26 protein-coding genes are annotated in these 22584 nt (G+C 67.9%); 3 read left to right on the top strand and 23 right to left on the bottom strand.

Going from position 1 to position 22584, the window contains the following annotated elements:
• Position 1: 1 nt before the first annotated feature.
• From MX659_RS03450 to MX659_RS03410, 9 genes are all read right to left on the bottom strand, one after another.
• Positions 2 to 1495 (bottom strand): complex I subunit 5 family protein, encoded by a 1494-nt coding sequence (locus MX659_RS03450; RefSeq protein ID WP_267192073.1) that lies wholly within the window; start codon positions 1493 to 1495, stop codon positions 2 to 4.
• Complete coding sequence (locus tag MX659_RS03445; protein ID WP_267192072.1) at positions 1496 to 1849, bottom strand: cation:proton antiporter subunit C; 354 nt, start codon at positions 1847 to 1849, stop codon at positions 1496 to 1498. It lies immediately after the preceding gene.
• Positions 1846 to 2553: a hydrogen gas-evolving membrane-bound hydrogenase subunit E gene (gene mbhE / locus MX659_RS03440; protein ID WP_267192071.1), complete on the bottom strand. Its 708-nt coding sequence runs from the start codon at positions 2551 to 2553 to the stop codon at positions 1846 to 1848. Before mbhE ends, MX659_RS03445 begins: the two co-directional genes overlap by 4 nt.
• Positions 2550 to 2804, bottom strand: coding sequence for a Na(+)/H(+) antiporter subunit B (locus MX659_RS03435; RefSeq protein ID WP_323745455.1), 255 nt, complete (start codon positions 2802 to 2804; stop codon positions 2550 to 2552). The genes mbhE and MX659_RS03435 overlap by 4 nt, the downstream gene beginning before the upstream one ends.
• The gene (gene mnhG, locus MX659_RS03430) at positions 2801 to 3136 is read right to left on the bottom strand and encodes a monovalent cation/H(+) antiporter subunit G (protein WP_267192070.1); all 336 of its coding nucleotides are present in this window, start codon (positions 3134 to 3136) and stop codon (positions 2801 to 2803) included. The genes MX659_RS03435 and mnhG overlap by 4 nt, the downstream gene beginning before the upstream one ends.
• On the bottom strand, positions 3133 to 3408 hold the full coding sequence (locus MX659_RS03425) for a monovalent cation/H+ antiporter complex subunit F (protein ID WP_267192069.1): 276 nt from the start codon (positions 3406 to 3408) through the stop codon (positions 3133 to 3135). The genes mnhG and MX659_RS03425 overlap by 4 nt, the downstream gene beginning before the upstream one ends.
• Position 3409: 1 nt before the next feature.
• Positions 3410 to 3889 (bottom strand): Na+/H+ antiporter subunit E, encoded by a 480-nt coding sequence (locus MX659_RS03420; RefSeq protein WP_267192068.1) that lies wholly within the window; start codon positions 3887 to 3889, stop codon positions 3410 to 3412.
• Entirely contained in the window at positions 3886 to 4731 is an 846-nt protein-coding gene (locus tag MX659_RS03415) for a GGDEF domain-containing protein (protein WP_267192067.1), read from the bottom strand. Before MX659_RS03415 ends, MX659_RS03420 begins: the two co-directional genes overlap by 4 nt.
• 186 nt (positions 4732 to 4917) lie before the next feature.
• Positions 4918 to 5163, bottom strand: a complete 246-nt coding sequence (locus tag MX659_RS03410; RefSeq protein ID WP_267192066.1) for a hypothetical protein — start codon at positions 5161 to 5163, stop codon at positions 4918 to 4920.
• Between the two features lie 82 nt (positions 5164 to 5245).
• On the opposite strand from MX659_RS03410, the gene MX659_RS03405 reads away from it, so the two are divergent.
• On the top strand, positions 5246 to 5773 hold the full coding sequence (locus MX659_RS03405) for a helix-turn-helix domain-containing protein (protein ID WP_267192065.1): 528 nt from the start codon (positions 5246 to 5248) through the stop codon (positions 5771 to 5773).
• Positions 5774 to 6073: 300 nt separating this feature from the next.
• Here MX659_RS03405 and gatB read toward each other — a convergent pair whose 3' ends face one another.
• From gatB to MX659_RS03365, 8 genes are read right to left on the bottom strand one after another with little or no spacing between them, the layout of a single operon-like run.
• On the bottom strand, positions 6074 to 7609 hold the full coding sequence (gatB, locus tag MX659_RS03400) for an Asp-tRNA(Asn)/Glu-tRNA(Gln) amidotransferase subunit GatB (RefSeq protein WP_267192064.1): 1536 nt from the start codon (positions 7607 to 7609) through the stop codon (positions 6074 to 6076).
• A complete protein-coding gene (gene gatA, locus MX659_RS03395; RefSeq protein ID WP_267192063.1) occupies positions 7609 to 9096 on the bottom strand; it encodes an Asp-tRNA(Asn)/Glu-tRNA(Gln) amidotransferase subunit GatA in 1488 nt (495 codons plus the stop codon). Before gatA ends, gatB begins: the two co-directional genes overlap by 1 nt.
• The gene (gene gatC, locus MX659_RS03390) at positions 9096 to 9398 is read right to left on the bottom strand and encodes an Asp-tRNA(Asn)/Glu-tRNA(Gln) amidotransferase subunit GatC (RefSeq protein ID WP_267192062.1); all 303 of its coding nucleotides are present in this window, start codon (positions 9396 to 9398) and stop codon (positions 9096 to 9098) included. Before gatC ends, gatA begins: the two co-directional genes overlap by 1 nt.
• A 54-nt stretch (positions 9399 to 9452) precedes the next feature.
• Positions 9453 to 10340, bottom strand: coding sequence for a cobalamin B12-binding domain-containing protein (locus MX659_RS03385; RefSeq protein ID WP_267192061.1), 888 nt, complete (start codon positions 10338 to 10340; stop codon positions 9453 to 9455).
• Between the two features lie 36 nt (positions 10341 to 10376).
• On the bottom strand, positions 10377 to 11375 hold the full coding sequence (locus MX659_RS03380; protein WP_267192496.1) for a CPBP family glutamic-type intramembrane protease: 999 nt from the start codon (positions 11373 to 11375) through the stop codon (positions 10377 to 10379).
• Positions 11375 to 13429: an NAD-dependent DNA ligase LigA gene (gene ligA / locus MX659_RS03375; protein ID WP_267192060.1), complete on the bottom strand. Its 2055-nt coding sequence runs from the start codon at positions 13427 to 13429 to the stop codon at positions 11375 to 11377. Before ligA ends, MX659_RS03380 begins: the two co-directional genes overlap by 1 nt.
• Positions 13430 to 13432: 3 nt before the next feature.
• Positions 13433 to 13729, bottom strand: coding sequence for a DUF2469 family protein (locus MX659_RS03370; RefSeq protein ID WP_267192059.1), 297 nt, complete (start codon positions 13727 to 13729; stop codon positions 13433 to 13435).
• A gap of 43 nt (positions 13730 to 13772) precedes the next feature.
• A complete protein-coding gene (locus tag MX659_RS03365) occupies positions 13773 to 14501 on the bottom strand; it encodes a UPF0280 family protein (protein WP_267192058.1) in 729 nt (242 codons plus the stop codon).
• Positions 14502 to 14553: 52 nt separating this feature from the next.
• Between MX659_RS03365 and MX659_RS03360 the strand changes: the two genes are divergently transcribed.
• Entirely contained in the window at positions 14554 to 15597 is a 1044-nt protein-coding gene (locus tag MX659_RS03360) for a GGDEF domain-containing protein (protein ID WP_267192057.1), read from the top strand.
• Here the strand turns inward: MX659_RS03360 and lipA are convergent.
• On the bottom strand, positions 15578 to 16456 hold the full coding sequence (gene lipA / locus MX659_RS03355) for a lipoyl synthase (protein WP_267192056.1): 879 nt from the start codon (positions 16454 to 16456) through the stop codon (positions 15578 to 15580). The genes MX659_RS03360 and lipA overlap by 20 nt on opposite strands.
• Positions 16456 to 17862 (bottom strand): dihydrolipoyl dehydrogenase, encoded by a 1407-nt coding sequence (gene lpdA / locus MX659_RS03350; protein ID WP_267192055.1) that lies wholly within the window; start codon positions 17860 to 17862, stop codon positions 16456 to 16458. Before lpdA ends, lipA begins: the two co-directional genes overlap by 1 nt.
• A gap of 197 nt (positions 17863 to 18059) precedes the next feature.
• Between lpdA and MX659_RS03345 the strand changes: the two genes are divergently transcribed.
• Positions 18060 to 19727, top strand: a complete 1668-nt coding sequence (locus tag MX659_RS03345) for a diguanylate cyclase domain-containing protein (RefSeq protein ID WP_267192054.1) — start codon at positions 18060 to 18062, stop codon at positions 19725 to 19727.
• Positions 19728 to 19731: 4 nt separating this feature from the next.
• Here the strand turns inward: MX659_RS03345 and MX659_RS03340 are convergent, their stop codons facing one another.
• From MX659_RS03340 to MX659_RS03325, 4 genes are all read right to left on the bottom strand, one after another.
• The gene (locus MX659_RS03340; protein ID WP_267192053.1) at positions 19732 to 20109 is read right to left on the bottom strand and encodes a molybdenum cofactor biosynthesis protein MoaE; all 378 of its coding nucleotides are present in this window, start codon (positions 20107 to 20109) and stop codon (positions 19732 to 19734) included.
• Positions 20110 to 20160: 51 nt separating this feature from the next.
• Positions 20161 to 20895: a molecular chaperone TorD family protein gene (locus MX659_RS03335; protein WP_267192052.1), complete on the bottom strand. Its 735-nt coding sequence runs from the start codon at positions 20893 to 20895 to the stop codon at positions 20161 to 20163.
• Between the two features lie 139 nt (positions 20896 to 21034).
• On the bottom strand, positions 21035 to 21916 hold the full coding sequence (locus MX659_RS03330; RefSeq protein ID WP_267192051.1) for a methylenetetrahydrofolate reductase: 882 nt from the start codon (positions 21914 to 21916) through the stop codon (positions 21035 to 21037).
• Complete coding sequence (locus MX659_RS03325; protein WP_267192050.1) at positions 21913 to 22584, bottom strand: methylenetetrahydrofolate reductase C-terminal domain-containing protein; 672 nt, start codon at positions 22582 to 22584, stop codon at positions 21913 to 21915. Before MX659_RS03325 ends, MX659_RS03330 begins: the two co-directional genes overlap by 4 nt.

Here is a 22584-nt window from a genome sequence, read left to right as displayed (position 1 = left end):
GTCACCCTCCCGCCGAACCGAGCAGTCGGCCGACTGCCGGTGCGATGAACGTGAGCGGCACCTTGCCTGCAAGACCCATCGCGAGACAGAGCCCCGCGAGGATCCAGGTCGGCACCAGCATGGAAAACGGCGGATCGCCTGCATGCACGACGTCGGCGTGCACCGGCTCTTGGAAGTAGAACGCGTTCAGCATCCGGATGTAGTAGACGAAGATGAAAAGCGCGCCAAAGATGAGCGCGAACCCGAACGCCGGACGGCCCGCCTCGAACGCCCCGAGCGCGATGTACCACTTGCAGAGGAACCCCGCGGTCGGCGGGATGCCGACGATGGAGACAGCGCCCACCGAGAGCGCGGCCGCCGTCAGCGGCATGCCGCGACCGACGCCCCGCAAATCGCTCAGACGCCGGTACCCCGTCTGGTGGATGATCGCCCCGGCCGCCAAGAACAGCGCAGACTTGATGATGGCGTGATTGAAGATGTGGACTGCCGCACCGATCACGGCGTACTGGGACGCGAGCCCTATCCCCATGACGATGTACCCGACGTTCGAGATGGTCGAGTACGCGAGCATCATCTTGATGTCGTCTTGGAATATCGCGAAGAACGCGCCCATGACGATGGAGATGGCCCCGAGCCACACGAGCAGCTGGTTCAAAGACCCGAGGTCGACAGCGCCGGACCGGTAGACGACCTGGTAGAACCGGAAGGTGCCGAGCAGCCCAACCTTCACGACCAGACCCGACAGGATCGCGCTCACCGGGCTCGGCGCAATCGCATGGGCGTCGGGCAGCCACACATGGAGAGGGAACAGCGCTGATTTCACCATGAACCCAGCGACGATAAGAGCGATCGCCACGGCGACCGGCGTCAGCGCCACGACGGAGCCAAGCAGTCGAGCCGCGTCGGCGAGGTTGAGTGTGCCCGTGATCCCGTAGATCATCCCGATGCCGAAGAGAACGAGCAGGGACGACACCGCCCCGAGCACGAGGTACTTGAACGCCGCCATCTCAGCGATGCGTTCACCGCTCACCGCCACGAGCGCATACGAAGAAAGCGAAATGATCTCCATGAACACGTACATGTTGAACATGTCGCCGGTCACCGAGAATCCGATGAGGCCAGCGATGTCCAGCAGCAACAGGGCGTAGTAGTACGGAACGCGGCACGGATCCAGCGCATGCTCCGCATAGCGTCCTGAGAAGACGACCGCGAGCATCCCGAGGAACGCGACGACGAATGCGAACGCGCCCACTTCGTCGAACCGGAATTCGATGCCATACGGCGGCTGCCAGCCACTGAACGCGTACGAGAACGGTCCTTCGTGCGCAACACGCACGACGAGCGCGAGCGTCACACACGTCGTGAGCACGGACGCGGCGACGGCCCATCTCCACGCTTTCCGGACATCACCATTGGAGACAGCAGGCGTCGTCACGCCGAACCCAAGCGGTGCGAGGACCGCGAGCGGGAGCCAGTGCGGCCACTGCCACCACATCTACTCCAGCTCCCTCAGTTCGTTCGCCTCGATCGTCCCGCACTGCCGCCAGACCCGCACGATCAGGCCGAGTGCAAGCGCGGTCGTGCTGACAGCGACCACGATGCCTGTGAGGATGAGCGCCTGTGGGATCGGGTTGACGAACGGCGGGCGCGCGTCGGGTCCCATGATGGGCGCGCTGCCGCCTCGGACGACGCCGAGCGCCACGATGAACGCGAATACCGAGGTCTCCATGATGTTGAGGCCCATGAACTTCTTGATCAGGTTGTTCTTGGCGATCACGCAGTACAGCCCGATCAAGAACAGCAGCACCGAAACGGCGTAATCGAAGTTCGCCCACAGCGTTGCGATCACAGCTCATCACCCAGCCGCCAGAAGATGGTCGCGAACACGGTCGCGCCACCGACACCGATGCCGAACTCGATGACCATCAGCATGGCCGTGGTGAGGCTCTTGGAGGTCTGCGGAAAGCCGAGGTACCCGCCTGTCAGGATCGCACCGAGCGTGCCGACGACGATGAACGAAAGGGGGCCTGCGATCTGGAGCCACGGACGCACGCTGCCAGGAAGCATGCGCTCCGCAACCTCGCGGCCCGTCACCACGGACAGGATGATGACGAGCGCTGCAAAGATCGTCCCTCCTTGGAAGCCGCCGCCAGGCGAGCTCTCTCCGAACAGCACCACGTAGAAAGCGAACAGTGCGATGAACGGCGCCAGAAGCCGTACGACGTACGCGACGACTGGACTGAGCGGGACCGTAGCGCCGCTCGCTCCCTTCTCTTTGCTCGACCGCTGCGACGCGAGCACCGCGCACACCGCCGCACACGCCGTGAAGATCACCGTCACCTCGCCGTTCGTGTCGAAGCCGCGATAGTTGAGGATCACCCCCGTGACGATGTTGTCAGCGCCTGCTTCCTCGGCGCCCCGCTCCAGGTATCGGCGTGCGACATGCGTGTACGCGGGCTGCCGTGCGCTACCGAACTGCGGCATCTGGGCCATCGCCGCAAGGAGGGGCATGGCCGCCACCACGAGCAACGCTATGATCAGCGCCTTTTTCACTTCTCTCTCCGTACCGTCTTGCTGACGGCCGAGAGGAACAAGACGGTGGTGACGCCAGCGCCGACCGCGGCCTCCGTCATCGCCACGTCGGGCGCGCCGCGATGGTCCCAGACCAGACACATCACGAGGCTGTATGCCGAGAAGATGATCGCCGCGGCGAGCAGGTCTTTCGTCCGCACGACAGCGAGCGCGCACAGCACGAGCAGCACCATCAGCCCGAGGTCGAACAGCCGGCTCATCTCCACGCTCACGTACGCTCACCCCCATCGATGCGGCGCGTCCACGGCCTGAGGCCCGTACGGTACGCGGCCCGCGCGAGGGCATGCCCGGCAGTCGGACTGGTGAGAAGGACGAGCGCCGCGATGGCCAGGATCTTCAGGGCGTCCGGTGCAAGGCCACGCAGCAACGCCAGGCCGATGAGGATCGAGCCGGCCCCGACCGTGTCGCACTTGGTCGCCCCGTGCGTCCTGGAGTAGAAGTCCGGGAAGCGCAGCAGACCAAGCGTGCCGACGAAGAAGAAGAACGCCCCAATCGAGATCAGCACGACCGAGACGGCGTAGCGCACAGCGTCGACGATGCTCACTGCCACTCACCCTTCAACGCGCCCGTCTCGAAGTACCGCGTGGCGACGACAGTGGTCACGAAGTTCAAGAGCGCATACACGAGTGCGACGTCGATGTACAGCGGCCTGCCGAAGACGAAGGAGAGCATCACCAGGAGAACCATCGTCTTGGTGCCTATGACGTTCACCGCCAGCACGCGGTCCAGCACAGTCGGCCCTGTATACGCTCGATAGAGGCACACCGAAGCCACAGCCAACAGGAACACCGCTGCGCCCCACAGGAAGGTGTCCATGTCAGCGCTCCTCGAACACGCGCCGGATGCGGCGCTCGAACGTCCCGTTGACGATGTCCTCCGCGAACTCCTCAGCGAGGCAATGCACGAGGAACTGGTCACCGTCGACGTCCACTGTCAGGGTGCCGGGCGTCAGCGTGATCGAGTTCGCTAGGGCGACCCGGCTCACCTGTCGGTCGAACTTCGCGCGATGGGCGATGAGGACCGGCTCGATCGGCATGCGCGGGTCGAGCACCTTCTCCGCCACGACGACAGCGGCGGCGACGATGTCTCGGACCAGGCGAAGGACGTAGCCGACGAAGCGAAGCCACTGGACCGGACCGAGGACAGGAGGTTCGTCCTGCGCCCAGAGCCGAGAAGAGGCCCACGAGGCGATCAGGACGGCGGCAAGAAGCCCCACGATGTCAGAGACCACGTTCTGGCGCCCAACGAGAATGAACCAGAAGACCGCGAGGAGCGCTGCACACTGGCCGGTCTTCATACCTGGACACCCGTTTCAGAAAAGAGCGAATCGTCCGCAAGCGCGATCCGCTCTCGCAGCAAACCCAGAAGCGTCTCGACGTTCTCGGCGTCGTCAGGAAACACCGCCCACGCCGTTCTCGCCTCCGCAGTCACGAACGGCTCGACCGCGTCGCCCTCGAAACGGGTTTGGGCGACGATGTCTGAGACCCGTGTTGCAACCGCCTGGCATTCTGCTGTCCCCGACTGCGGCAGCAGGATTCCGATGTCGTGTTCCCCGAGACGTCCGACGATGTCGCTGTCGCGGACGGCGGCCCGCACCGCTTCTGCGAAGCGGGCGAGCATCGCCTTCCCCTTGAACGAACCGAACTTCCTGACGAAGCTCTGGTAGCCGGAGACCGATGCGCGGACGACACCGAAGGAATGGCGGTAGCGGACGGACCTGCGGGCCTCTTCCTCGACGCGAGAACAGAAGTGCCGTTCCGAGATCACGCCGGTCTCTTGATCGAGCGCGCTGAGAGCCTGCAGCTCCACGATACGCGCCTCGTCGCGCGTGGTCTTGATGCCAGCGATCACGGCGATGGCGGTGAACGAGCCGATCCCTGCCCACACCGACGATGTATGCTCACGGAGCAACAGGAACGCCGCAAGGGCGCTAAGCGCTCCTGTCACCACCCCGCCGCCGGGCCCGAGCAGGAGTCCTGCCAGCACGATCGGAACGCTCATGAGCGGCCAGACCAGCGCCGCGATGGAACCGGTGGACAACAAGAGCGTTACGAAACCCCATGTCGCTGCGATGATCAGCAGCGACCCGAGCTGCACCCGAGGACCTCGCGCACGCTCGCCCTCGCTCTCGCTCAGCATGGCAGCCCCAGACCCCGCGCGACCTGCGCACAGCAACACGACCCCTGCTGGCGCCGACTTCAAGGAAGTGCTCGCAGCAGTTCACGATTTCATAGAGGAGTGTACCACGGACGAAGTGAAATCAATCACTTGCTGTATAATATGAGCAAGCCTGAACCCCGCTGATGCATATTTCATGCGCGGGCCTCAGCAGGCGTGCACGGTGGCGTCGGCCGAGCTGATGCCTGCCGGATCCGCCACCCAACGCGGCAGGCCCGCCACGCAGGCCGGGCAGTCGTGGCTCGCCAGCATGTCAACGAGAGCAAGCGCCGGAGCGCCGTCCGCAACGAAAGCGCCTGGAACCGCGTGCACGTGCTCGTGCCCGCAGGCGTGGCGGACAGCGAGGATGCGCCTGGCGGGCTCGCTCGATGAGGTGTCGTGTGCAGTAGCCATCGGATCGTCCTTCTGTCGGTACATACCGTACCGGTGTTTGCCTGAGTTGTCAAATGGTTTGACAGCGCTGTAGAATGCCCTCGTGGCCACCACAGTCGGACACACGCTTCGCAGCCTTCGCGTCTCGCGCAACGAGACGCTTCTCGACGTCTCGCGTGCCACCGGACTGAGCGTCGCCATGATCTCCCGCATCGAACGCGGCGAGCGCGCCGCCTCCCCCGCCGCGATCCTCGCGCTCGCGAAGCACTACGGCCTCCCGCCCGACGAGCTCGTCGGGGAAGCGATCGCTGAGCGGATGTGCGCGCGGTACGGCTCTGAGACGGCGTCGTGGGCCGCCGTCCTGCTGGTGCAGACCTCCCGGGCCTCGTCAGGCCGGGATGTCGCGCCCGCACGGCGTCCGGCTCCCACGGATGCCGCTGAGCGAGCGGTCTTCGACCTCGTCCGGGCCGCCGAATGGGGAAGCCGCGACCAGGCGCTTGCTGCGTGCAACGCGCTGCGCAGGTTCGCTGACGTGTCCCTCCGGGCGCTCCGCGACGTCCGCGAACGGCATCCGGATCCGGCAGTGCGTTCCGCGGCCGCGGCGCTGCTCAAGCGCGACATCGAGCGGTGAGCGGGAGAGAAAAGGAGTGTCCCGAGAAACCTCTCCTGCGGTTCCGGTACTCGACAGCTTCCCGTTTCTTACCTTTGGGACCTGAGCGTCCGGCCTGCTTGCGCTGACCCTTCAGCTCCTGCCCCGCCGGCAGCTGCTGGTACGCTGCCTTTCGCGGATCGCCCGGATCGACCTCTCGGGACAAGACGGACTATACCCGCCACGCCGCGCGGGCGCAAGCGGTTTTCGCAAAAATCCGCGGATTCCTGACGAACGGCAATTTACGCGCGCCAAACGGTAGCCTGAAGCCGCTGCACGGCTCTATGCGTCGAGATGCCGCCTGAGGACCTCGTTGACGACGGCCGGGTTCGCCTGCCCGCGCATCTCGCGCATCACCTGGCCGACGAACCACCCGATGAGCCCGGTCTTGCCTGACCGGTAGCTCGCGACCTCCTCGGGGTGCTCTGCAACCAGCTTCGCGACCACCGCTTCGATCGCATCGGCGTCCGAGACCTGCCGCATGCCCTTCCGCTCGACGATCGCTCCGGGCATCTCGCCCGTGGACGTCATCTCGGCGAAGACTTCCTTGGCCTGCTTGCCGGATATCGTCCCCTCGTCGATGAGGACCACCAGCTCGGCGAGCATCTCCGGCGTCACCCCGCAGCCCTCGACGGTAGCCCCGGTCGCGTTCAGGTGCGCAGAGAGCTCCCCGAGCACCCAGTTCGCGACCGGCTTTGCACGCTCAGCGCCCGCCGCCGCGACCGCCGCTTCGAAGAAGCGCGCAAGCGCGCCGTTCTCGGCGATCAGCCGGGCGTCTTGCCTCGGCAGACCGAAGGTCTGCACGTACCGGTCCCGTCGCGCGGCAGGCAGCTCGGGCAGCCGCTCGCGGATCGCCGCTATCTGCTCGTCGGTGAACTCGAACGGCACCATGTCGGGCTCCGGGAAGTACCGGTAGTCGTGCGCCTCTTCCTTCGACCGCAGCGAGCTCGTGCGCTTCGCTGCGGCGTCCCAGTGGCGCGTCTCCTGGACGACGCGGCCGCCAGCGTCCACGAGGTCCGCCTGCCGCACGATCTCGTACGCGAGCGCGTCGTGCAGCGCCTTGAACGAGTTCATGTTCTTGACCTCGGCCTTGGTGCCGAGCCCGGTCGCTCCACGCGGCCGGACGCTCACGTTGGCGTCCACGCGCATCGAACCTTCCTCCATGCTGCAGTCGGATATGCCGAGCGCGAGAAAGATCGTGCGGAGCGACTGCGCGAACCGCCGGGCCTCTTCCGGCGTGCGGATGTCGGGCTCGGTGACGAGCTCGATGAGCGGCGTGCCGGCCCGATTGAAATCGACGAGCGAGTGGTCCGCCCCCGCGATGCGCCCCTCGGCGCCGCCGACGTGGATCATCTTGCCGGTGTCCTCCTCGAGGTGGATGCGCGTGATGCCGATGCGCGTCACGTACGCCGCGTCCCCTTCCCCGACCTCCACGTCGAGGTGCCCGTTCATGCAGAAGGGCAGGTCGTACTGCGAGATCTGGTAGTTCTTCGGCATGTCCGGATAGAAGTAGTTCTTGCGGTGGAACTGGCTGAACCGCGCGATCTCGCACCCCAAGGCAAGACCCGCGAGGATCGTCGCCTCCACGGCCGCTTGGTTCGGCACGGGAAGCGCGCCTGGCATGCCGAGGCACACCGGGCACACGCGGGTGTTCGGCTCGCCGCCGAACTCGACGGGGCACGAGCAGAACATCTTCGACTTCAGACTCGTGAGCTCGGTGTGTATCTCCAGGCCGATCACGGCCTCGTAGCGCTCGAGCACCTCGTTCAAACGGTCCTTGGCCACGGTGGCAAGCTCCTTCGTGTCGTCTGCTCGCATCACCGCTGCTCGCGCACGAGCGGCGGCGTCATGTCCAAACCGAGCGCCTGCTCCAGCGCCGAAGCGACGCGGAACATGGTCGCCTCGTCGAAGTGGCGCGCGGCGATTTGCGCCCCGATGGGCAGCCCGGTCTCCGAGCACAGCGCCACCGGCACGCTGATGCCGGGCAGGCCGGCCAGGTTCAGCGGGATCGTGTAGACGTCGGACAGGTACATGGCGAGCGGGTCGGACGCCTTCTCGCCGATCTTGAACGCGACCGTCGGCGTCGTCGGCGTGAGCAGCACATCGAAGCGCTCGAACGCGTCTGCGAACTCCCGGATGATGAGCGTGCGCGTCTTCTGGGCCTGCGCGTAGTACGCGTCGTAGTACCCGGACGACAGCGCGTAGGTGCCGAGCATGACCCGCCGGACCGTCTCCGGGCCGAAGCCTTCTGCTCGCGACCGCATGTACAGATCGAGCACGTCCTCGGCGTCTTTCACGCGGTACCCGTACCGGATTCCATCGAAGCGCGCGAGGTTCGAGGACGCCTCCGCAGGCCCGATGATGTAGTACGCGCTCAGGCCATGCCTGCTCATCGGGAGCTCGACCTCGCCGACCTCCGCACCGGCCTGTGCGAGCACGCTCGCGGCACGCTCGACCGCTGCGCGCACCTCGCCCGCACAGCCCTCCATGGCGAGCATGTCGGTCACGAGGCCGACGCGCAGGCCCTCGACGCCCTCACCAAGAGCGCCGGCGTAGTCCGCCACCGGCTCGTCGACACTGGTAGCGTCCATCACGTCCTTGCCTGCGATCGCCTGCAGCACCAGCGCGGCGTCTTTCACCGTGCGCGCGAACGGCCCGATCTGGTCCAGCGACGACGCGAAGGCCACGAGCCCGTACCGGCTCACCCGGCCGTACGTCGGTTTGACGGCCACCGTGCCGGTGAGCGCCCCCGGCTGCCGGATGCTCCCGCCCGTGTCGCTCCCGAGGGAGACCGCGGCCATGCGCGCAGCGACCGCCGCGGCGCTCCCCCCGCTCGAGCCGCCAGGCACGCGCTCAAGGTCCCACGGGTTGCGCGTGGGCCCGAACGCGGAGTTCTCGGTCGACGAGCCGAACGCGAACTCGTCCATGTTGCACTTGCCGACCGGCACGGCCCCGGCGTCGAGCAGCCGCTGCACCGTCGTGCAGGTGTACACGGACTCGTAGTTCTCCAGGATGCGGGCGCTGCATGTGGTCCGCGTTCCGATGAGGTTCATGTTGTCTTTGATCGCGACCGGCACGCCGGCAAGCGGCGGCAGCGGATCGCCGGCCGCCACCATCGCGTCGATGCGGTCGGCCGCTGCGAGCGCAAGCTCGGGCGTGACCTGGTTGAACGCGTGCACCTGCGGCTCAAGCGCCTCGATCTGCGCAAGCGCCGCCTGCGCGGCCTCGCGCGCCGACAGCTCCTTGCGCGCGACCGCCTCCCGGATCTCGGCGGCGGTCATATCGACGATGCGACGGCTTGCCATCACGCCTCCTCCTCGACACCGACGATGCGCGGGATGACGAACGCGCCGTCGCTCGCTGCGGGGGCGTTGAGCAGCGCCAGCTCGCGCTGCAGACCTGGTCGCACCTCGTCAGGGCGCGTCACATTGCGGATCGGGAACGGGTGCGCGGTGGGCTCGACACCGGCAAGGTCGAGCTGCTGGATCTCGCTGATGTGGTCGAGTATCGAGCTGAGTTCCTGCGCCAGGTGGCGCACCTGCTCGTCGGTGAGCGCGAGGCGCGCGAGGAGCGCCACGTGCCGGACTTCGCTTTCAGAGATCGCCATGTTCGCTGGCCTTTCCAGGACGGGGCGTACGGACGTATTCTACGCGACCAGGCCTCACGCAACGAGCGAGCGTGCGACGCGCACGGCCTCCGAGGCGCTGGGTGCGTAGGCGTCCGCGCCGATCGCTGCCACCACCGCATCGAGCGGCGTATCGGCGCCGAGGAACACCGCGTTCCAGCCCTCGAGCTCGAGCAGGTCGCACACCATGCGCAGACCGAGTTCGTGACGCTCGCCTGCCACGCACGCTCCGACGAACACCGGCCCGGCGTCCGAACGCGTCGACGCAACGATCGGATACAGCCGCGCCATGAGCACCTGGTTGACGCCGGTGATGTAGTGCTCCATCGCAACGCTCAGACGGCCGCTCTGCCACAGCCTGCCGACTTCGTGCTGGACCGCCCGCAGCACGCGGTCGTACAGGTCGCTCAACCGCACGCCCTCGGTCGCTGCGTCCGCGAGAAGCTGCATCGCTCCGTGCGCGTCCCCCTCGAGCAGCATCTCGAGATAGGCGGTCGCCAGCGAGGCCAGCGGATCCGCGGGGTCGATGGCCGACGGCAGGTCAGGCTTCGCCTCAGCGAGGGCCGCCAACGCGCTGCGCAGCATCTCGGCCGCTTCGCTCGCGCCTGGCCGACTGTCGGCATGGAGCGCTTCCACAAGGGCCGCCACGGCGTCGGTGAGGCAGGTGTCCGGCAGGTCGCGGTGAGCGAGCAGCGACTTCGCCCACACCAGGTACTCTTCGAGCAACCGAGCGTCGCCCACGTCCAGCGCCACTGCAACGGCTCGCGCATGGTGGCGCATGTCCTCGAGGCACACCTCCGGAGCGCTTTCGAGGAAACGCCTCGCTTCGGCACTGCGCTCGTACAGCACCGACAGCGCGGACTCGGCGACGGCGTCGACGTCCCGCACCGGGTCCTGTCCCCAGCGGTCAGATGCGTGGGCCACTGCCTCTCCTCCTCCGTCGATCATCGCCCGGCCGCGTCACCCGCGCAGAGTGAATGCCGCCACCACCGTGATGGCATTGTACGCGGCGTGCACGGCGATCGCTGGCTTGAGTCCGCCGCGGTCGTGCGCGAGCCACCCGAGAGCAGCCCCCAGCACGGCCATCGGCACGAACAGCCAGAGCGACCGATGCAACGCCGCGAAGATGAGCGCCTGGACGGCGATAGCGGCAGGGACCCCGAACCGCGAGAGCATGCCTTTGAGCAGCACTTCCCGAAACACGAGCTCCTCGACCACCGGCCCTACGAACACCACAAGCGCCGCGGCGAGCACAAGCCCGGTCGCACCCGCACCGAACGTCTGCAGCAGCGTCGAGGAGTCCGGAGCGAGACCTGCGCTTCGCACCGCAAGACCGTACGCGATCGCGGCAAGCCTGGCCCCGACGAGAACGAGCACGGCGAGCCCAGCGGTCGCAGCGCGCTCGCGCAGCGTGCGGTCACGCCCGCCGAACAGGTCGCGGAGCGTCCTGCCGCGCCGAGCGGCGAGCCATCGGACCGCCCCGAGCTGCACCAGGTAGTACGCGCTCAGCGCGACCGCTCGCACGAGCACGAGCGCGTCCATCGGAAGCGCCCGGACCGGCCGGGACGCGAGAAGCGCCTCCTTGCCGACGAACGCCGCCAGCGTCACGGCCAGCATCGCGAGCGCTTCAAGCAGCGACCACCCATCGTCTGCCGCGCGCACGCGCTGCGCGCTCGACCTCGCGCGCGGCGTGGCCGCTGCCGGGGGCGCTGAGCGCCCGCGCGGTGCCGCCACCGGGCGCGCCGGCGCCCGCGAACTGCGCACGGCCGGCGACGCGGGCGCCGAGAGCGCGCCTGCGCCGCACACCTTCACGCACGCCATGCAGCCGTCGCACACGAGCGGGTCGATGGCGATGAACGTCCTGCCGATGCGGATGGCGTTCCGCGAGCAGGCCGAAAGACAGCGGCCGCACCTGTCGCAGCGGCGAGGATCGATGCGCACGCGGGTCCTTGACGCCATCACGACGCGGGGGGCTCCTTGGCAGCCAGCATGCGCACAAGGTCGTCCTCGCCGATGATCGGCACGCCAAGCGCACGGGCCTTGTCGAGCTTGCTGCCCGGGTTCTCGCCGACCACCACGAACGAGGTCTTCTTGCTCACGCTGTCGGTCACTTTCGCGCCGAGCGCCTTGAGCGCTTCGCTCGCCTCCTCGCGCGTCATGGACGAGAGCGCGCCCGTGAGCACGAAGGTGAACCCGGCAAGCGGCTGCTCGCCAGGCGTCTCGGGACGCTCCTCGCAGGTCGCGACACCCGCGGCCTTCAGGCGCTCCACGAGCGCGCGGTTCTCGGGGTTGCCGAAGAACGCGCGCACGCTCGCGGCGATGACCGGCCCGACACCCTCGACCGCCGCAAGCTCGGCCTCGCTCGCCTGCGCGATCGCGTCCAGCGATCCGAACGAGTGCGCGAGCGCCTCGGCCACCGTCGCGCCCACGTGACGGATGCCGAGGCCGAACAGCAGGCGTGCCAGCGGCCGCCTCTTCGAAGCCTCGATTGCGGCGATGAGCTTCTTTGCGACGACGGGCCCAAGCACGACCGGCGATCCGTCCTTCTTGGTCCTGCCGGTCGAAAGCGTCGCCAGGACGTCTTCGGTCAGCCGGTAGAAGTCGGAGACGTCCGTGACGAGCCCTTCGTCGACGAGGCGACGGATGATCTCCTCGCCCATGCCGTCGATGTCCATCGCGCCCCTGCTCGCCCAGTGGATGAGCCGCTCCAGACGCTGCGCGGGGCACGCGGCGTTCACGCACCGCACCACGACTTCGCCTTCGGGCTTCCAGACCGGCGAGCCGCACGAAGGGCACCTGTCGGGCATCACGAACGGCCGCTCGGTGCCGTCGCGGAGCTCGACGATCGGGCCGACGACCTCAGGGATGACGTCGCCCGCCTTCCTCACGACGATGGTGTCGCCGATCATGACGCCCTTGCGCGCGATCTCCTCGGCGTTGTGCAGCGTCGCGCGCGCGATCGTCGAGCCGGCGACCCGCACGGGCTCGAACACTGCGTACGGCGTGAGGGCGCCCGTACGCCCGACGCTCACGCGGATGTCGAGGAGCTTGGTCGTTCGCTCCTCGGGCGGGAACTTGTAGGCGATCGCCCAGCGCGGCGCTTTCGCGGTGAATCCGAGCTCCGCCTGCTTCGCGAAGTCGTCGACCTTCACCACGACGCCGTCGATCTCGTACGGCAGGTCGTGCCGGCGCTGTAGCGCCTCGCGGCAGTATGCCACCACCTCGTCTGCAGACGAGCACACCGTGACGTCCGGATTCACTTTGAACCCCGACGCGCGCAGCCACTCGAGCGCCTCGTGCTGGCTTCGCAGCCCGAACCGATCGGGATCCACGACCTGGTACATGAACGTGTCCAGGTCGCGAGAAGCCGTCACCGCCGGGTCCTTCTGGCGGACCGAGCCCGCTGCGGCGTTGCGCGGGTTGGCGAACACCGGGAGGCCGGCCGCCTCCTGCGCCTCATTGAGCCGGGCGAACGACTCCTTCGGCATGAAGACCTCGCCGCGCACCTCGACGGTCGCGCCGGCGCCGGGACCGATCAACCTGAGCGGCACCGTCTTGATCGTGCGCACGTTGGCGGTGACGTCCTCACCGACGGTCCCGTCTCCCCGGGTGGCTCCGCGCACGAGCACGCCGTCCTCGTAGGTCAGCGCGATCGAGGAGCCGTCGATCTTGAGCTCGCACACGTACCGCGCGTCCGGCCCCACCTCGGGACTCACGCGAGCGAGCCACGCCAGCAGCTCGGACTCGTCCATGGCGTTGTCGAGCGAGTACATGCGCTGCGCGTGCCGCACCGGCGCGAACTGCTCCGACGGCGGCGCTCCCACGCGCTGGGTCGGCGAGTCGGGCGTCACGAGCTCGGGGTGGTCCCGCTCGATCTGCTCGAGCTCGCGCACGAGCGCGTCGTACGCGTCGTCCGAGATCTCCGGGTCGTCGAGCACGTAGTAGCGCCAGGAGTGGTATGCGATGAGCTCGCGCAGCTTCTGTGCGCGTGCGGCGATGTCTTCGCCGGCCACCGTCTACTCCTCGTCGGACTTCAGCCGCTGCACGTGGACGTCGTTCACCGAGTAGATGGTCGCCTCCGGCACGAACCGGTTGATGCGCTCGGCCTCGTAGATCCACACGTCGGTCATGCGCACCTTGAAGTAGACGCCGCCAGGAGCGTGCACCGGCTCGACCTCCACCTCGTTCGCGAGGTAGGCCCTGAGCTCGGTCTCGACGTAGTAGTTGAACACCCGCGCCGCATCGCGGTACTCGTCGTAGAGCTTGATGCGGTACTCGGCCTCTTTCAGGTCCAGCTCATCGATGCTGTCCATGCTCGTCCTCCTCGGAAACCGCCTTCACCCAGGCCCATTCCACTCAAGCCACGGGAGCGAGCGATATCTCGCCCGCGGCCGCCATCGTCTCGCCTGCTATCGCTACCGCGCCCAGGACGCCAGGCACCGCCACGACGCGCTCGACAGCCGTCTGCACGTCGGACGGGCGATGCACGAGGTTCCCGAGCATGCTCGCAGCCGCGTCCGCGAGTGCCCCGCTTCGCGCGACCACTGTCGCCGCGTGCGCCGAACCGAGGCTCAGGCTCGGGCCGACCGTTGCAGACGATGTGCACACGGCCACGCCGTGGGGAGCCGATCCCAGCCGCACCGTCACGCGGCCGGACAGAGGCGAGCCGCCTGCGTCAATGCGCACCGCACGCTCGTGGCGCGTGATAAGGTACACGTCGCCGCCGTTCTCGACGATCACCTCGCGCGACAGCGGCGCGAGCGCACGGGCCACCGCTTCTGCGACCGCGCCTGCCACGGCCGCCAACGGCCCGACGCCGGCGAGCCTGCCCGCCTCGGCCATCTCGCGCACGATCGCCGGCGCGCTCGGCTCGACCTCGACGGGCGCCAAGCTCTCAGCGAAGCGCGGGTGGGCCGCGACGTACGCGTCGAGTCCGCGTCGCAGCTCTTTGACAGTGCGCAGCGCTTCTTCCGTAAGATCGCGGTCCGCGGCCACGAACAGGTCGGTCTCTGCGAACACGACCTCGAAGCGCGCAAGCCCCGCCGGGTCGACGTGATCGCGGTATATGCGCGGCTCGTAGGGCATGTGCTAATCCTACCCTACCGTGCCATACTGGAGGACAGGAGAAAGGACGGCCGTGCACGAGATCCTTGCACTGTGCATCGAGCTCGACGAACGCGCTGAACACTTCTACCGCGCGCTCGCGGAGCGCCTCGGCTCCGAAGACCTGCGCGCGCTCTTCCGCGCGCTCGCGGACGAGGAGCGCACGCACGTCGGGTGGTGGAGCGAGCTTCTGGACGCGTGGGACCGCGGACTGCTTCCCGACATCGTCGATGACCCTGGATCGCTGCTCACGCGCCTGCGCCACATCCGTGAGGAGATGAGCGTCGCGCACAGGACGTCGCCTGAGCAGGTCGATCCCGAGACCGCGCTTGGGCTCGCGGCGCGGGTGGAGTTCTTCATGCTCGATCCCGTGTTCAGCCAGCTCATCGACCTCATGGAGCCGGCGCACGCGACATCACGCCACGATGCGTACAGCCACCACGTGCAGCGCCTCGTGGCCGCGATCGCGCGTCACGCGCAGCCAGGCTCGACCGCGGCCACGCTCGCGAAGGTGCTCGAGCGCACGTGGTCGGACAACCGAGAGCTCACGCGGTTCGCGACCCAAGACCCGCTCACGGGTCTGCGGAACCGCCGCGCGCTCGACACACACCTGCCGCAGTGGCTCGCCTGGGCCGCCCGGTACGGCCGGCCGATCGCGCTCGTGCTCGTCGATCTCGACGGGCTCAAGGGCATCAACGACGGCCACGGCCACCGGGCGGGCGACCGCGCGCTGAAGGCCGTCGCCGAGTCCATCCGGTCGTCGATCCGGGCCTCGGACCTCGCGCTGCGCTACGGAGGCGACGAATTCGCGATCGTAGCACCCGAATCCGGGGTCGAGGAGTACGAGGCCCTCGCACGCAGGCTCCTCGATGCCGTCCGCTCCCGGTCGGTGACTGTTGCAGACGGCGTGGCGATCCCCGTGCGCGTCAGCGTCGGCGGCGCTATCGCCCTCGACCCGGCAGGCTCTCGGCCGCGCTCGGTCGATGAGCTTATCGTGGCCGCCGATACCTCGCTGTACGAGGCGAAAGACGCCGGGCGCGACCGTGCAGGCGCCGCCGTCACGCTCGAGCTGCGGTAGCCGCCTCCCGCGCGTGGTAGCTCGACCGGACGAACGGACCCGAGGCGACCGCCGCGAACCCCATCGCACGGGCCTCGGCCTCCACCGCCGCGAAGACCTCCGGTCGCACGAACTCGACGACCGGCAGGTGCCCGCGGCTCGGACGCAGGTACTGCCCGACGGTCACGATCGAACAGCCCGCACGCCGCAGGTCTGAAAGCACCGCCACGACCTCGTCGAACGATTCGCCCAGCCCGAGCATGAGGCCGGACTTCACCGGAAAACCGCCTGCGTCGGCAGCACGCCGCAAGACCCAGAGGCTGCGCTCGTAATCCGCTTGCGGCCGCACGGCAGCGTAGAGCCGTGGCACGGTCTCGACGTTGTGGTTGAAGACGTCAGGGCGCTGGGCGAGCACGACGTCGAGCGCCTCGGCCGAGCCGCCGAAGTCGCTCGTCAGGACCTCGACGGCCGCGCCCGGAACCGCTGAACGGATCGCACGGATCACCGCCGCGACGTGGCCGGCGGCGCCGTCCGGAAGGTCGTCGCGCGTCACCATCGTCACGACGACGTGCTCGAGACCGAGCTCGGCCGCGGCCTGGGCGACCCGCTCGGGCTCAGTGGGATCCAGCGGCTCAGGGGAGCCGGGCTCGACCGCGCAGAAGCGGCATCCTCGCGTGCACACCGCTCCGGCCACGAGGAAGGTGGCCGTCCCGGACGCGAAGCACTCGCCCTGGTTGGGGCACTTGGCAGACTGGCACACGGTGTGGAGCCTGTGACGTGCAAGGAGGTCCTTGACGGTCGCGTACGAGCCCTCGCGCGCGATCGGCCGCCGCATCCACTCAGGCATCCGCGCCGCGCGCTCGCCGTGCTCGTAGGCCATCAGCGACCGGCCTTCGACTTCGCGGCGGCTTCCTCGCACGCCAGCATGAGCGTCTCGGAGGCGGTCGGGTGCGCGTGCACCGCCTCGCCGATCTCGGCGACGCTGATTCCCTTCCGGATGGCGATCGAAGCTTCGTGGACGATCTCGACCGCGAACGGGCCCACGATCTGGCATCCGAGCATCCGGCCGCTGCCGCGTTCCGCCACGACCTGCACGAATCCCTCGGGCTCGCCCTCCGCAAGCGCCCGTGCGTTGCCGGTGAACTTGGCGATCGCCTGCACCGCATCGATACCCTGCGCCGCCGCCGCATCACGCGTGAGACCCACGGTCGCGACGTTCGGGAAGGTGTACACGCACGCAGGGATGCAGTCGTACCGCACGCTCTCGTAGTCGGGCTCGACACCTGCAACCGCCGCCTCGACCCACGCGACCGCGTTGCGGGCGGCCGCCCGGCCTTCAGCCTCCGCGGCGTGCGCCAGCATCATTCCGCCGATGGCGTCGCCCACTGCGAAGACGCCCGGCACGCTCGTGGCCATGTGGGCGTCGACCTTCACCGCTCGCCGCTCGAATGCCACGCCTGCGCACTCAAGGCCGATGCCGGACGCCGTCGGAACGCGGCCGACCGCTGAGAGCACGACGTCGGACTCCACCGCCCGGCCGCTTCGCAGCGACGAGAACATGCCTCCGCCGCGCTCCTCGACCGCTTCCACCGCATCGCCCAGCACGAAGGTCGCTCCGAGCGCCTCCAATGCTTGCTGGACGGTGCGTGCGACGCGCTTGTCCATGCCTGGCAGCACCTGTTCGGTGAGCTCGACGACCGTGACCTGGCTGCCGAACGCAGCGTACGCGCACGCGAACTCGAGACCGATGACGCCGCCGCCGATCACGAGGATGCGTGCCGGGATCTCCTTGAGCGAGACGGCATCGTCGCTCGTCCACACCCCCGGAAGCGAATGGTCGATGTTGGGCAGCCGGAACGGCTCCGAGCCGGTCGCCACGATCACCGCGTCGGCCTCGATGGTCTGCGAGCCACCGTCTGCCATCTCGATCTCGACGATCCGGGCCGCGCTCAACCGCCCCGACCCCCGGATCACCGCCACTTTCAGCCGACGGGCGGTCGCCTCGAGCTGGCCTCGAAGCTCGTCCATGACACCGCGCGTGCGCGCCTCGAGCGCCGGCAGATCGACAGAAAGCGGCGAACCGGAAAGCCCCAGCGAAGCGGCGTTGCGTGCGTCGAGCGCCGCGTGCGCAGACCTCAGGATCGCCTTGGTCGGGACGCAGCCCCAGTTGAGACAGGTCCCACCGAGCCGGTCGCGCTCCACCAGCACGACGTCAGCGCCAAGCCGAGCGGCCTCGAACGCTGCCGCGTATCCGCCCGGCCCCCCACCGATGACCACGATACGCATACCGACCTCCCAACGTCGCATATCGCACGATTCTAGCACCGCGCTGCGAGCCGCTTCCTTGCCGTTCGTCCGGCCGTTCGTCGGGAGACGGAGCGATTTGGTTGTCAATGGTCGGTCGTATGCTAACAATGTTGCTGTGCAGTGCCGATATGAGGGGAAACGGTCGCAATCGGCACAACGGTCTTGAGGGGACGATCATGAGGAAGCCGCGCGGTGCGACGCCGCGGAACGAGCCACGGCTCTTGGCGGCCGCGCTAGGGGTCATCATCCTCTTTTGGCTCGCCGTGAGCTACGTCCACGGCGTCCTCTCGCCCGAAGGCCGCGGATTCCTGAACGACCTGCTCCATCCCGAGCCGCCGACGCTCGCACTGCGAATCATGATAGCAGCGCTTATCGGCCTCGGTGCGTGGTACACGCAGACCATGTTCGACCGGTACGCGGCCACGGTGCGGACGCTCGAGCACGAGCGGTCGAAGCTGCAGATGGTGTACGACCACAGCCCGGACGCGGTGATCATCCTGGATCCGGACTACACGGTTCGCTACGCGAATCCAGCGACGCAACGGCTCACCCGGCTCGACCCCGAAGACCTCGTCGGCCGTCGATGCTTCGAAGCCGTCCTGGGTCTTGACGGACCGTGCGAGGGATGCAGGCTCGACGAGGTCGTGCGCACGCACGCGCCGCAGACCGGCGTGAAGCACAGCGTCGACTCCACCCGAGGAGAGATCTGGATCGAATCGACGTTCTATCCGGTGCTATCACAGGACGGCTCGATCGAATCGGTCGTCGAGACGGCGCGTGACATCACCGACATCAGGCGGGCGGAAGTCGCCCTTCAGGAGTACAGCGAGCGGTTGGAGCGGGAAGTCCACGAGCGTACCGCTGACATCGAGCGCGCGAACGAGCTCCTCACGGAGGAGGTCGCCGTGCGACGCCGCGCCGAGCGCGCGCTCCGTGAAAGCGAGGAGCGCTTCCGGAGCCTCGTGGAGATGGCCCCGGACCTGATCCTCGTCCACATCGAAGGCGTCGTGTCGTTCATCAACCCGAACGGCGCGCGCATGCTCGGCTATGACGACCCCCGTGACGTGCTGGGGACGCACGTGCTGGAGTTCGTCGACCCGGCGTTCCGGGACCGCGCGGCCGAGGCCCTGAGGACGACGGTGGTTGAGCGCAGGCCCCTGCTGCCGACAGAATTCCGATTCCTCCGCAAGGACGGCACCACCGTCGACGTGCAGGTGTCTTCGACACCGCTCATGTACCACGGCAGGCCCGCCGTGCAGGCGGTGGCGCACGACATCACGGAGCGCAAACGCGCCGAAGAGACCATCCGCAAGATGGCGTACTACGACCTGCTCACCGGGCTTCCGAACCGCGCGCTGTTCGACGATCGCCTCGCGGTGGCGATCGCTCGCGCCGAGCGGGAGGACTCGTGCTTCGCTGTGATGTTCATGGACATCAACGACTTCAAGCTCATCAACGACTCGCTCGGCCACGCGGTCGGCGACGCTCTGCTCGCCGAGATCGGTCGCAGGCTGAGCAAGGTCGTGCGCCGGAGCGATACGGTCGCACGCCTCGGCGGCGACGAATTCACCGTGCTGCTTCCCCAGGTGACGTCGCGAAAGGCCGCAGGACTGATCGCTCGCAAGATCGTCAAAGCGCTGGAAGAGCCGATGCTCATCGAGGAAGGAGCCGTCCCTATCGACGTGTCCATAGGGATCGCGTTCTACCCCACCGACGGCCGCAGCTTCAGCGACCTCATGCACGCCGCTGACATGGCGATGTACGCATCGAAGAACGAAGACGTGCCGTTCGCGTTCGCAGATCCGAGCCTCGTGATGCCTGGCAAGGACGCATCGCGAGCATAGCGGCTCAGGCGCGCGTCTCTTTCTCCGTGACGACCTGCGTCTTGATCATCCGCACGAGCGCCTGGAGCGCCTCGAAGACGTGCTCCCTGATGTCGCCGGCGACGACCACGTACATGATGTCGTCCCCTACCGCGAGCCTGCCTTCGTTCACCCACGCGCGCACGTAGGTGACGCCTTCCATCAGCCGTGCGCTGGCGACGATCTCCTCGAGCCGGTCCCGGTCGACAGAGAGCTCCATGCCCGCGACGAGCTCACCTGAGCGCGAGGTGCCGCGCACGACACCGTTGTGCACCAGGAACATGCCGGTCGCAGACAGGTCGCACGAGCGCTTGGCCTCTTCGAGCCACTCGTCGACGGACGGGCGACGCCCTGCGGGTGCCATACCCAGCTCCTCCGGACGCGGGCGGACGGATCGCTGCCAGTATAGCGTCGCTCAGCTCGAGCCGGCCAGACGGCACTGGATGCAGTTAGCAGGAACGCTGCTGCGTATGACGTGCTCTTCACACGACAAGAAGCGGTCGAGCGTGATCGCCGCACACCGCGAGATGGGATGGCTGGCCGCATCACCGAATGCGACAGCGAACAAGATCGACCAGCCTGAGAGGTGCGTGAGGAAGAAGTCGGCCGCTTGATCAGACGCTCCGCTGTCTCCAGTGCGTACCCGCTCCAAAAGGAACCGCATGTAATCGAGCTCGACCGCGATGTGCGACTCGCACGACACCAGGTGACGCACGACGTAGCCGCTCTTCTCGTACAGAGCACTGAGGCGCCTCACGAGGTCCTCGGGCCTGTCGGTGACGTACATCGCCTCGCACGGCGAGACCCGGTGGACGAAGGGGTCGAACCGTTCAGCCCCGATGATCGCCTGACGCTCGTCACAGAAGCGAGCCGCTTCACCAGGATCGCGCGCCGCACGCTCCGCCTCTGCGCACGCCGCTTGGATGGCGTTCTCATCGTAGAACGCAAGCGAGCACCACGAACCCGCGCCCCCCAGCGAGACGACACCTGCGGCCGCTTCCTCGGCGGTGCCTCCGAATACATCGGCAAGCGCACCGTAGGTCTTGATCCGAGCCTCGAGGTCGCACCGGCAGAGCTGTTCGCCGAAAAGCCCCATCGTCTCACCGCGCTTGCTGATCGGATGATCGGTGTGCGTCCGCAATCGTAGCACGCCGCCCCCTGTTGTTCATCGATGCTTTCAGGACTTTTCACCTGATTAACGCGCGACGGCTTCAGAAGGTTACGGCGGAAGAGGCACCGCGGTGTGCGCAATGCACGGGGGCTCCCGCAGTGCGGCACGCGGTGCGTAGCTAGCGTTGCGGCACGACGCCTGCGCGCTCGAGCACTTCCGGCACCCGCGCGTCGAGGCCGAGTGGCATGACGTGGACACCGTCCGCGACCTCGCGGATGGCCGCCACCTGCTCGACCGCAAGGTCGATCGCCGCCTCCAGCGGGTCTGCGGCCTGTCTGATCCGCCGCGCGACATGCTCAGGCACCATGAGCCCCGCCAGGTGGGCGTTCACGAAGTCGATCACACGCGGGCTGCGCAAGAACAGCACGCCCGCGATGACCTTCGCGCCGTGCGCGTGCACCGCGTCCACAGCGCGAGCGAGCTTGTCCAAGTCGAAGACGGCCTGCGTCTGGAAGAACCGCGCGCCGGCCTCGATCTTCCCGACCGTCCGGGCGAGCTGCGCGTCCCACGGTTCCGCCTCGGGGAACATCGCCGCGCCGAGGTAGAATCCCGTCTTACCTGCGAGCGGACGGCCCTGCATGTCCTGGCCCTCGTTCATGCCGGACGCGATCTGCAACAGGTGCGTCGAGTCGATGTCGAACACTCCTTTGGCTTGCGGATGGTCGCCGCTTCGCGCGTCGTCCCCCGTCACCACAAGCAGGTTCTCGATACCGAGGGCCCACGCAGCCATCAGGTCCGATTGCAGCGCAAGCCGGTTCCGATCGCGGCACGTCTGCTGGAAGATCGGCTCGAATCCCATCTCGAGCGCCACCAGACACGCGCCGAGGCTCGACATGTGCAGCGAGGCGCCCTGGTTGTCGGTGATATTGAGCGCGTGACACAAAGGACCCACGAGACCCATCGTCTTGCGCATCGCCGAGACGTCCGCGCCGCGCGGCGGAGCGATCTCGCCGGTGATGACGAACTCGCCGCGCTCGAGCGCGTCACGCAGGCGGCTCATCGCGCGCTCCCGCTCGGTCCGCTCGCCCGCACGCTCAGCTTCGCGGGCTTGAGCTTCTTGGAGTGGTCTTTCGGCGGCAGCGTGCGCGCGACGTCTCTGCCCTGCTGGGCGAGCCGCTCGCGGATCTGCACGTGCACGCACGGGCGGTCGCGCACGACGTCGCACATGCCGTCCCACATGCCGCCGCACGGGCCATTCAGCAGGCCTTTCGGACAGGTGGTGACGGGGCAGATGCCTCCGGTGGCGTCGAGCACGCACTCGCCGCACATCTGGCAGCGTTCCTCGAACACCCCATGGCGTACGACCGTGCCGAGGAACGCCGACTCCAGCCCAGGGAACACCGGTTTTGCCACGGCGTCGGCCACCGTTTGCGTCCCGGCGCCGCAGGCGAGCACGACGATCGCATCGGCGGCATCGATGGTGGCCGCGTGCTTGCGCGCCTCGAGCTTCACGCCGCCCGCGTGGCACGTGACCTCGGGGACGGTCGAACCCGTCACCGCAAAGCCGGCCGCGGACAGACGCTCGCGGGCCTCCGCCACTTCCGGTTCGCCGCCGGTGTGCGCAGCTGTGGCACACTCCCCGCATCCCACAACGAACACGCTTCGCGCGCCCACCGACGCCAGGTCGTCGAGCACCCGCTGCCATTCGCGCTGTCTCGTGATGATCAC

Origin of the sequence: Parvivirga hydrogeniphila (assembly GCF_023371205.1) — a bacterium.
Lineage (GTDB): Bacteria > Actinomycetota > Coriobacteriia > Anaerosomatales > Anaerosomataceae > Parvivirga > Parvivirga hydrogeniphila.
This window is presented reverse-complemented; position numbering and strand designations above follow the sequence as displayed.

Coding starts and splice junctions, on each gene's coding strand:
- gatB (WP_267192064.1), bottom strand. CDS start 7,609: ATGCGAGCAGACGACACGAAGGAGCTTGCCACCGTGGCCAAGGACCGT.
- MX659_RS03345 (WP_267192054.1), top strand. CDS start 18,060: ATGAGGAAGCCGCGCGGTGCGACGCCGCGGAACGAGCCACGGCTCTTG.
- MX659_RS03425 (WP_267192069.1), bottom strand. CDS start 3,408: ATGGACACCTTCCTGTGGGGCGCAGCGGTGTTCCTGTTGGCTGTGGCT.
- MX659_RS03370 (WP_267192059.1), bottom strand. CDS start 13,729: ATGGACAGCATCGATGAGCTGGACCTGAAAGAGGCCGAGTACCGCATC.
- MX659_RS03365 (WP_267192058.1), bottom strand. CDS start 14,501: ATGCCCTACGAGCCGCGCATATACCGCGATCACGTCGACCCGGCGGGG.
- MX659_RS03410 (WP_267192066.1), bottom strand. CDS start 5,163: ATGGCTACTGCACACGACACCTCATCGAGCGAGCCCGCCAGGCGCATC.
- gatA (WP_267192063.1), bottom strand. CDS start 9,096: ATGGCAAGCCGTCGCATCGTCGATATGACCGCCGCCGAGATCCGGGAG.
- MX659_RS03380 (WP_267192496.1), bottom strand. CDS start 11,375: ATGGCGTCAAGGACCCGCGTGCGCATCGATCCTCGCCGCTGCGACAGG.
- MX659_RS03330 (WP_267192051.1), bottom strand. CDS start 21,916: ATGAGCCGCCTGCGTGACGCGCTCGAGCGCGGCGAGTTCGTCATCACC.
- MX659_RS03420 (WP_267192068.1), bottom strand. CDS start 3,889: ATGAAGACCGGCCAGTGTGCAGCGCTCCTCGCGGTCTTCTGGTTCATT.
- MX659_RS03415 (WP_267192067.1), bottom strand. CDS start 4,731: ATGCTGAGCGAGAGCGAGGGCGAGCGTGCGCGAGGTCCTCGGGTGCAG.
- gatC (WP_267192062.1), bottom strand. CDS start 9,398: ATGGCGATCTCTGAAAGCGAAGTCCGGCACGTGGCGCTCCTCGCGCGC.
- MX659_RS03340 (WP_267192053.1), bottom strand. CDS start 20,109: ATGGCACCCGCAGGGCGTCGCCCGTCCGTCGACGAGTGGCTCGAAGAG.
- lipA (WP_267192056.1), bottom strand. CDS start 16,456: ATGGCCTACGAGCACGGCGAGCGCGCGGCGCGGATGCCTGAGTGGATG.
- MX659_RS03450 (WP_267192073.1), bottom strand. CDS start 1,495: ATGTGGTGGCAGTGGCCGCACTGGCTCCCGCTCGCGGTCCTCGCACCG.
- lpdA (WP_267192055.1), bottom strand. CDS start 17,862: ATGCGTATCGTGGTCATCGGTGGGGGGCCGGGCGGATACGCGGCAGCG.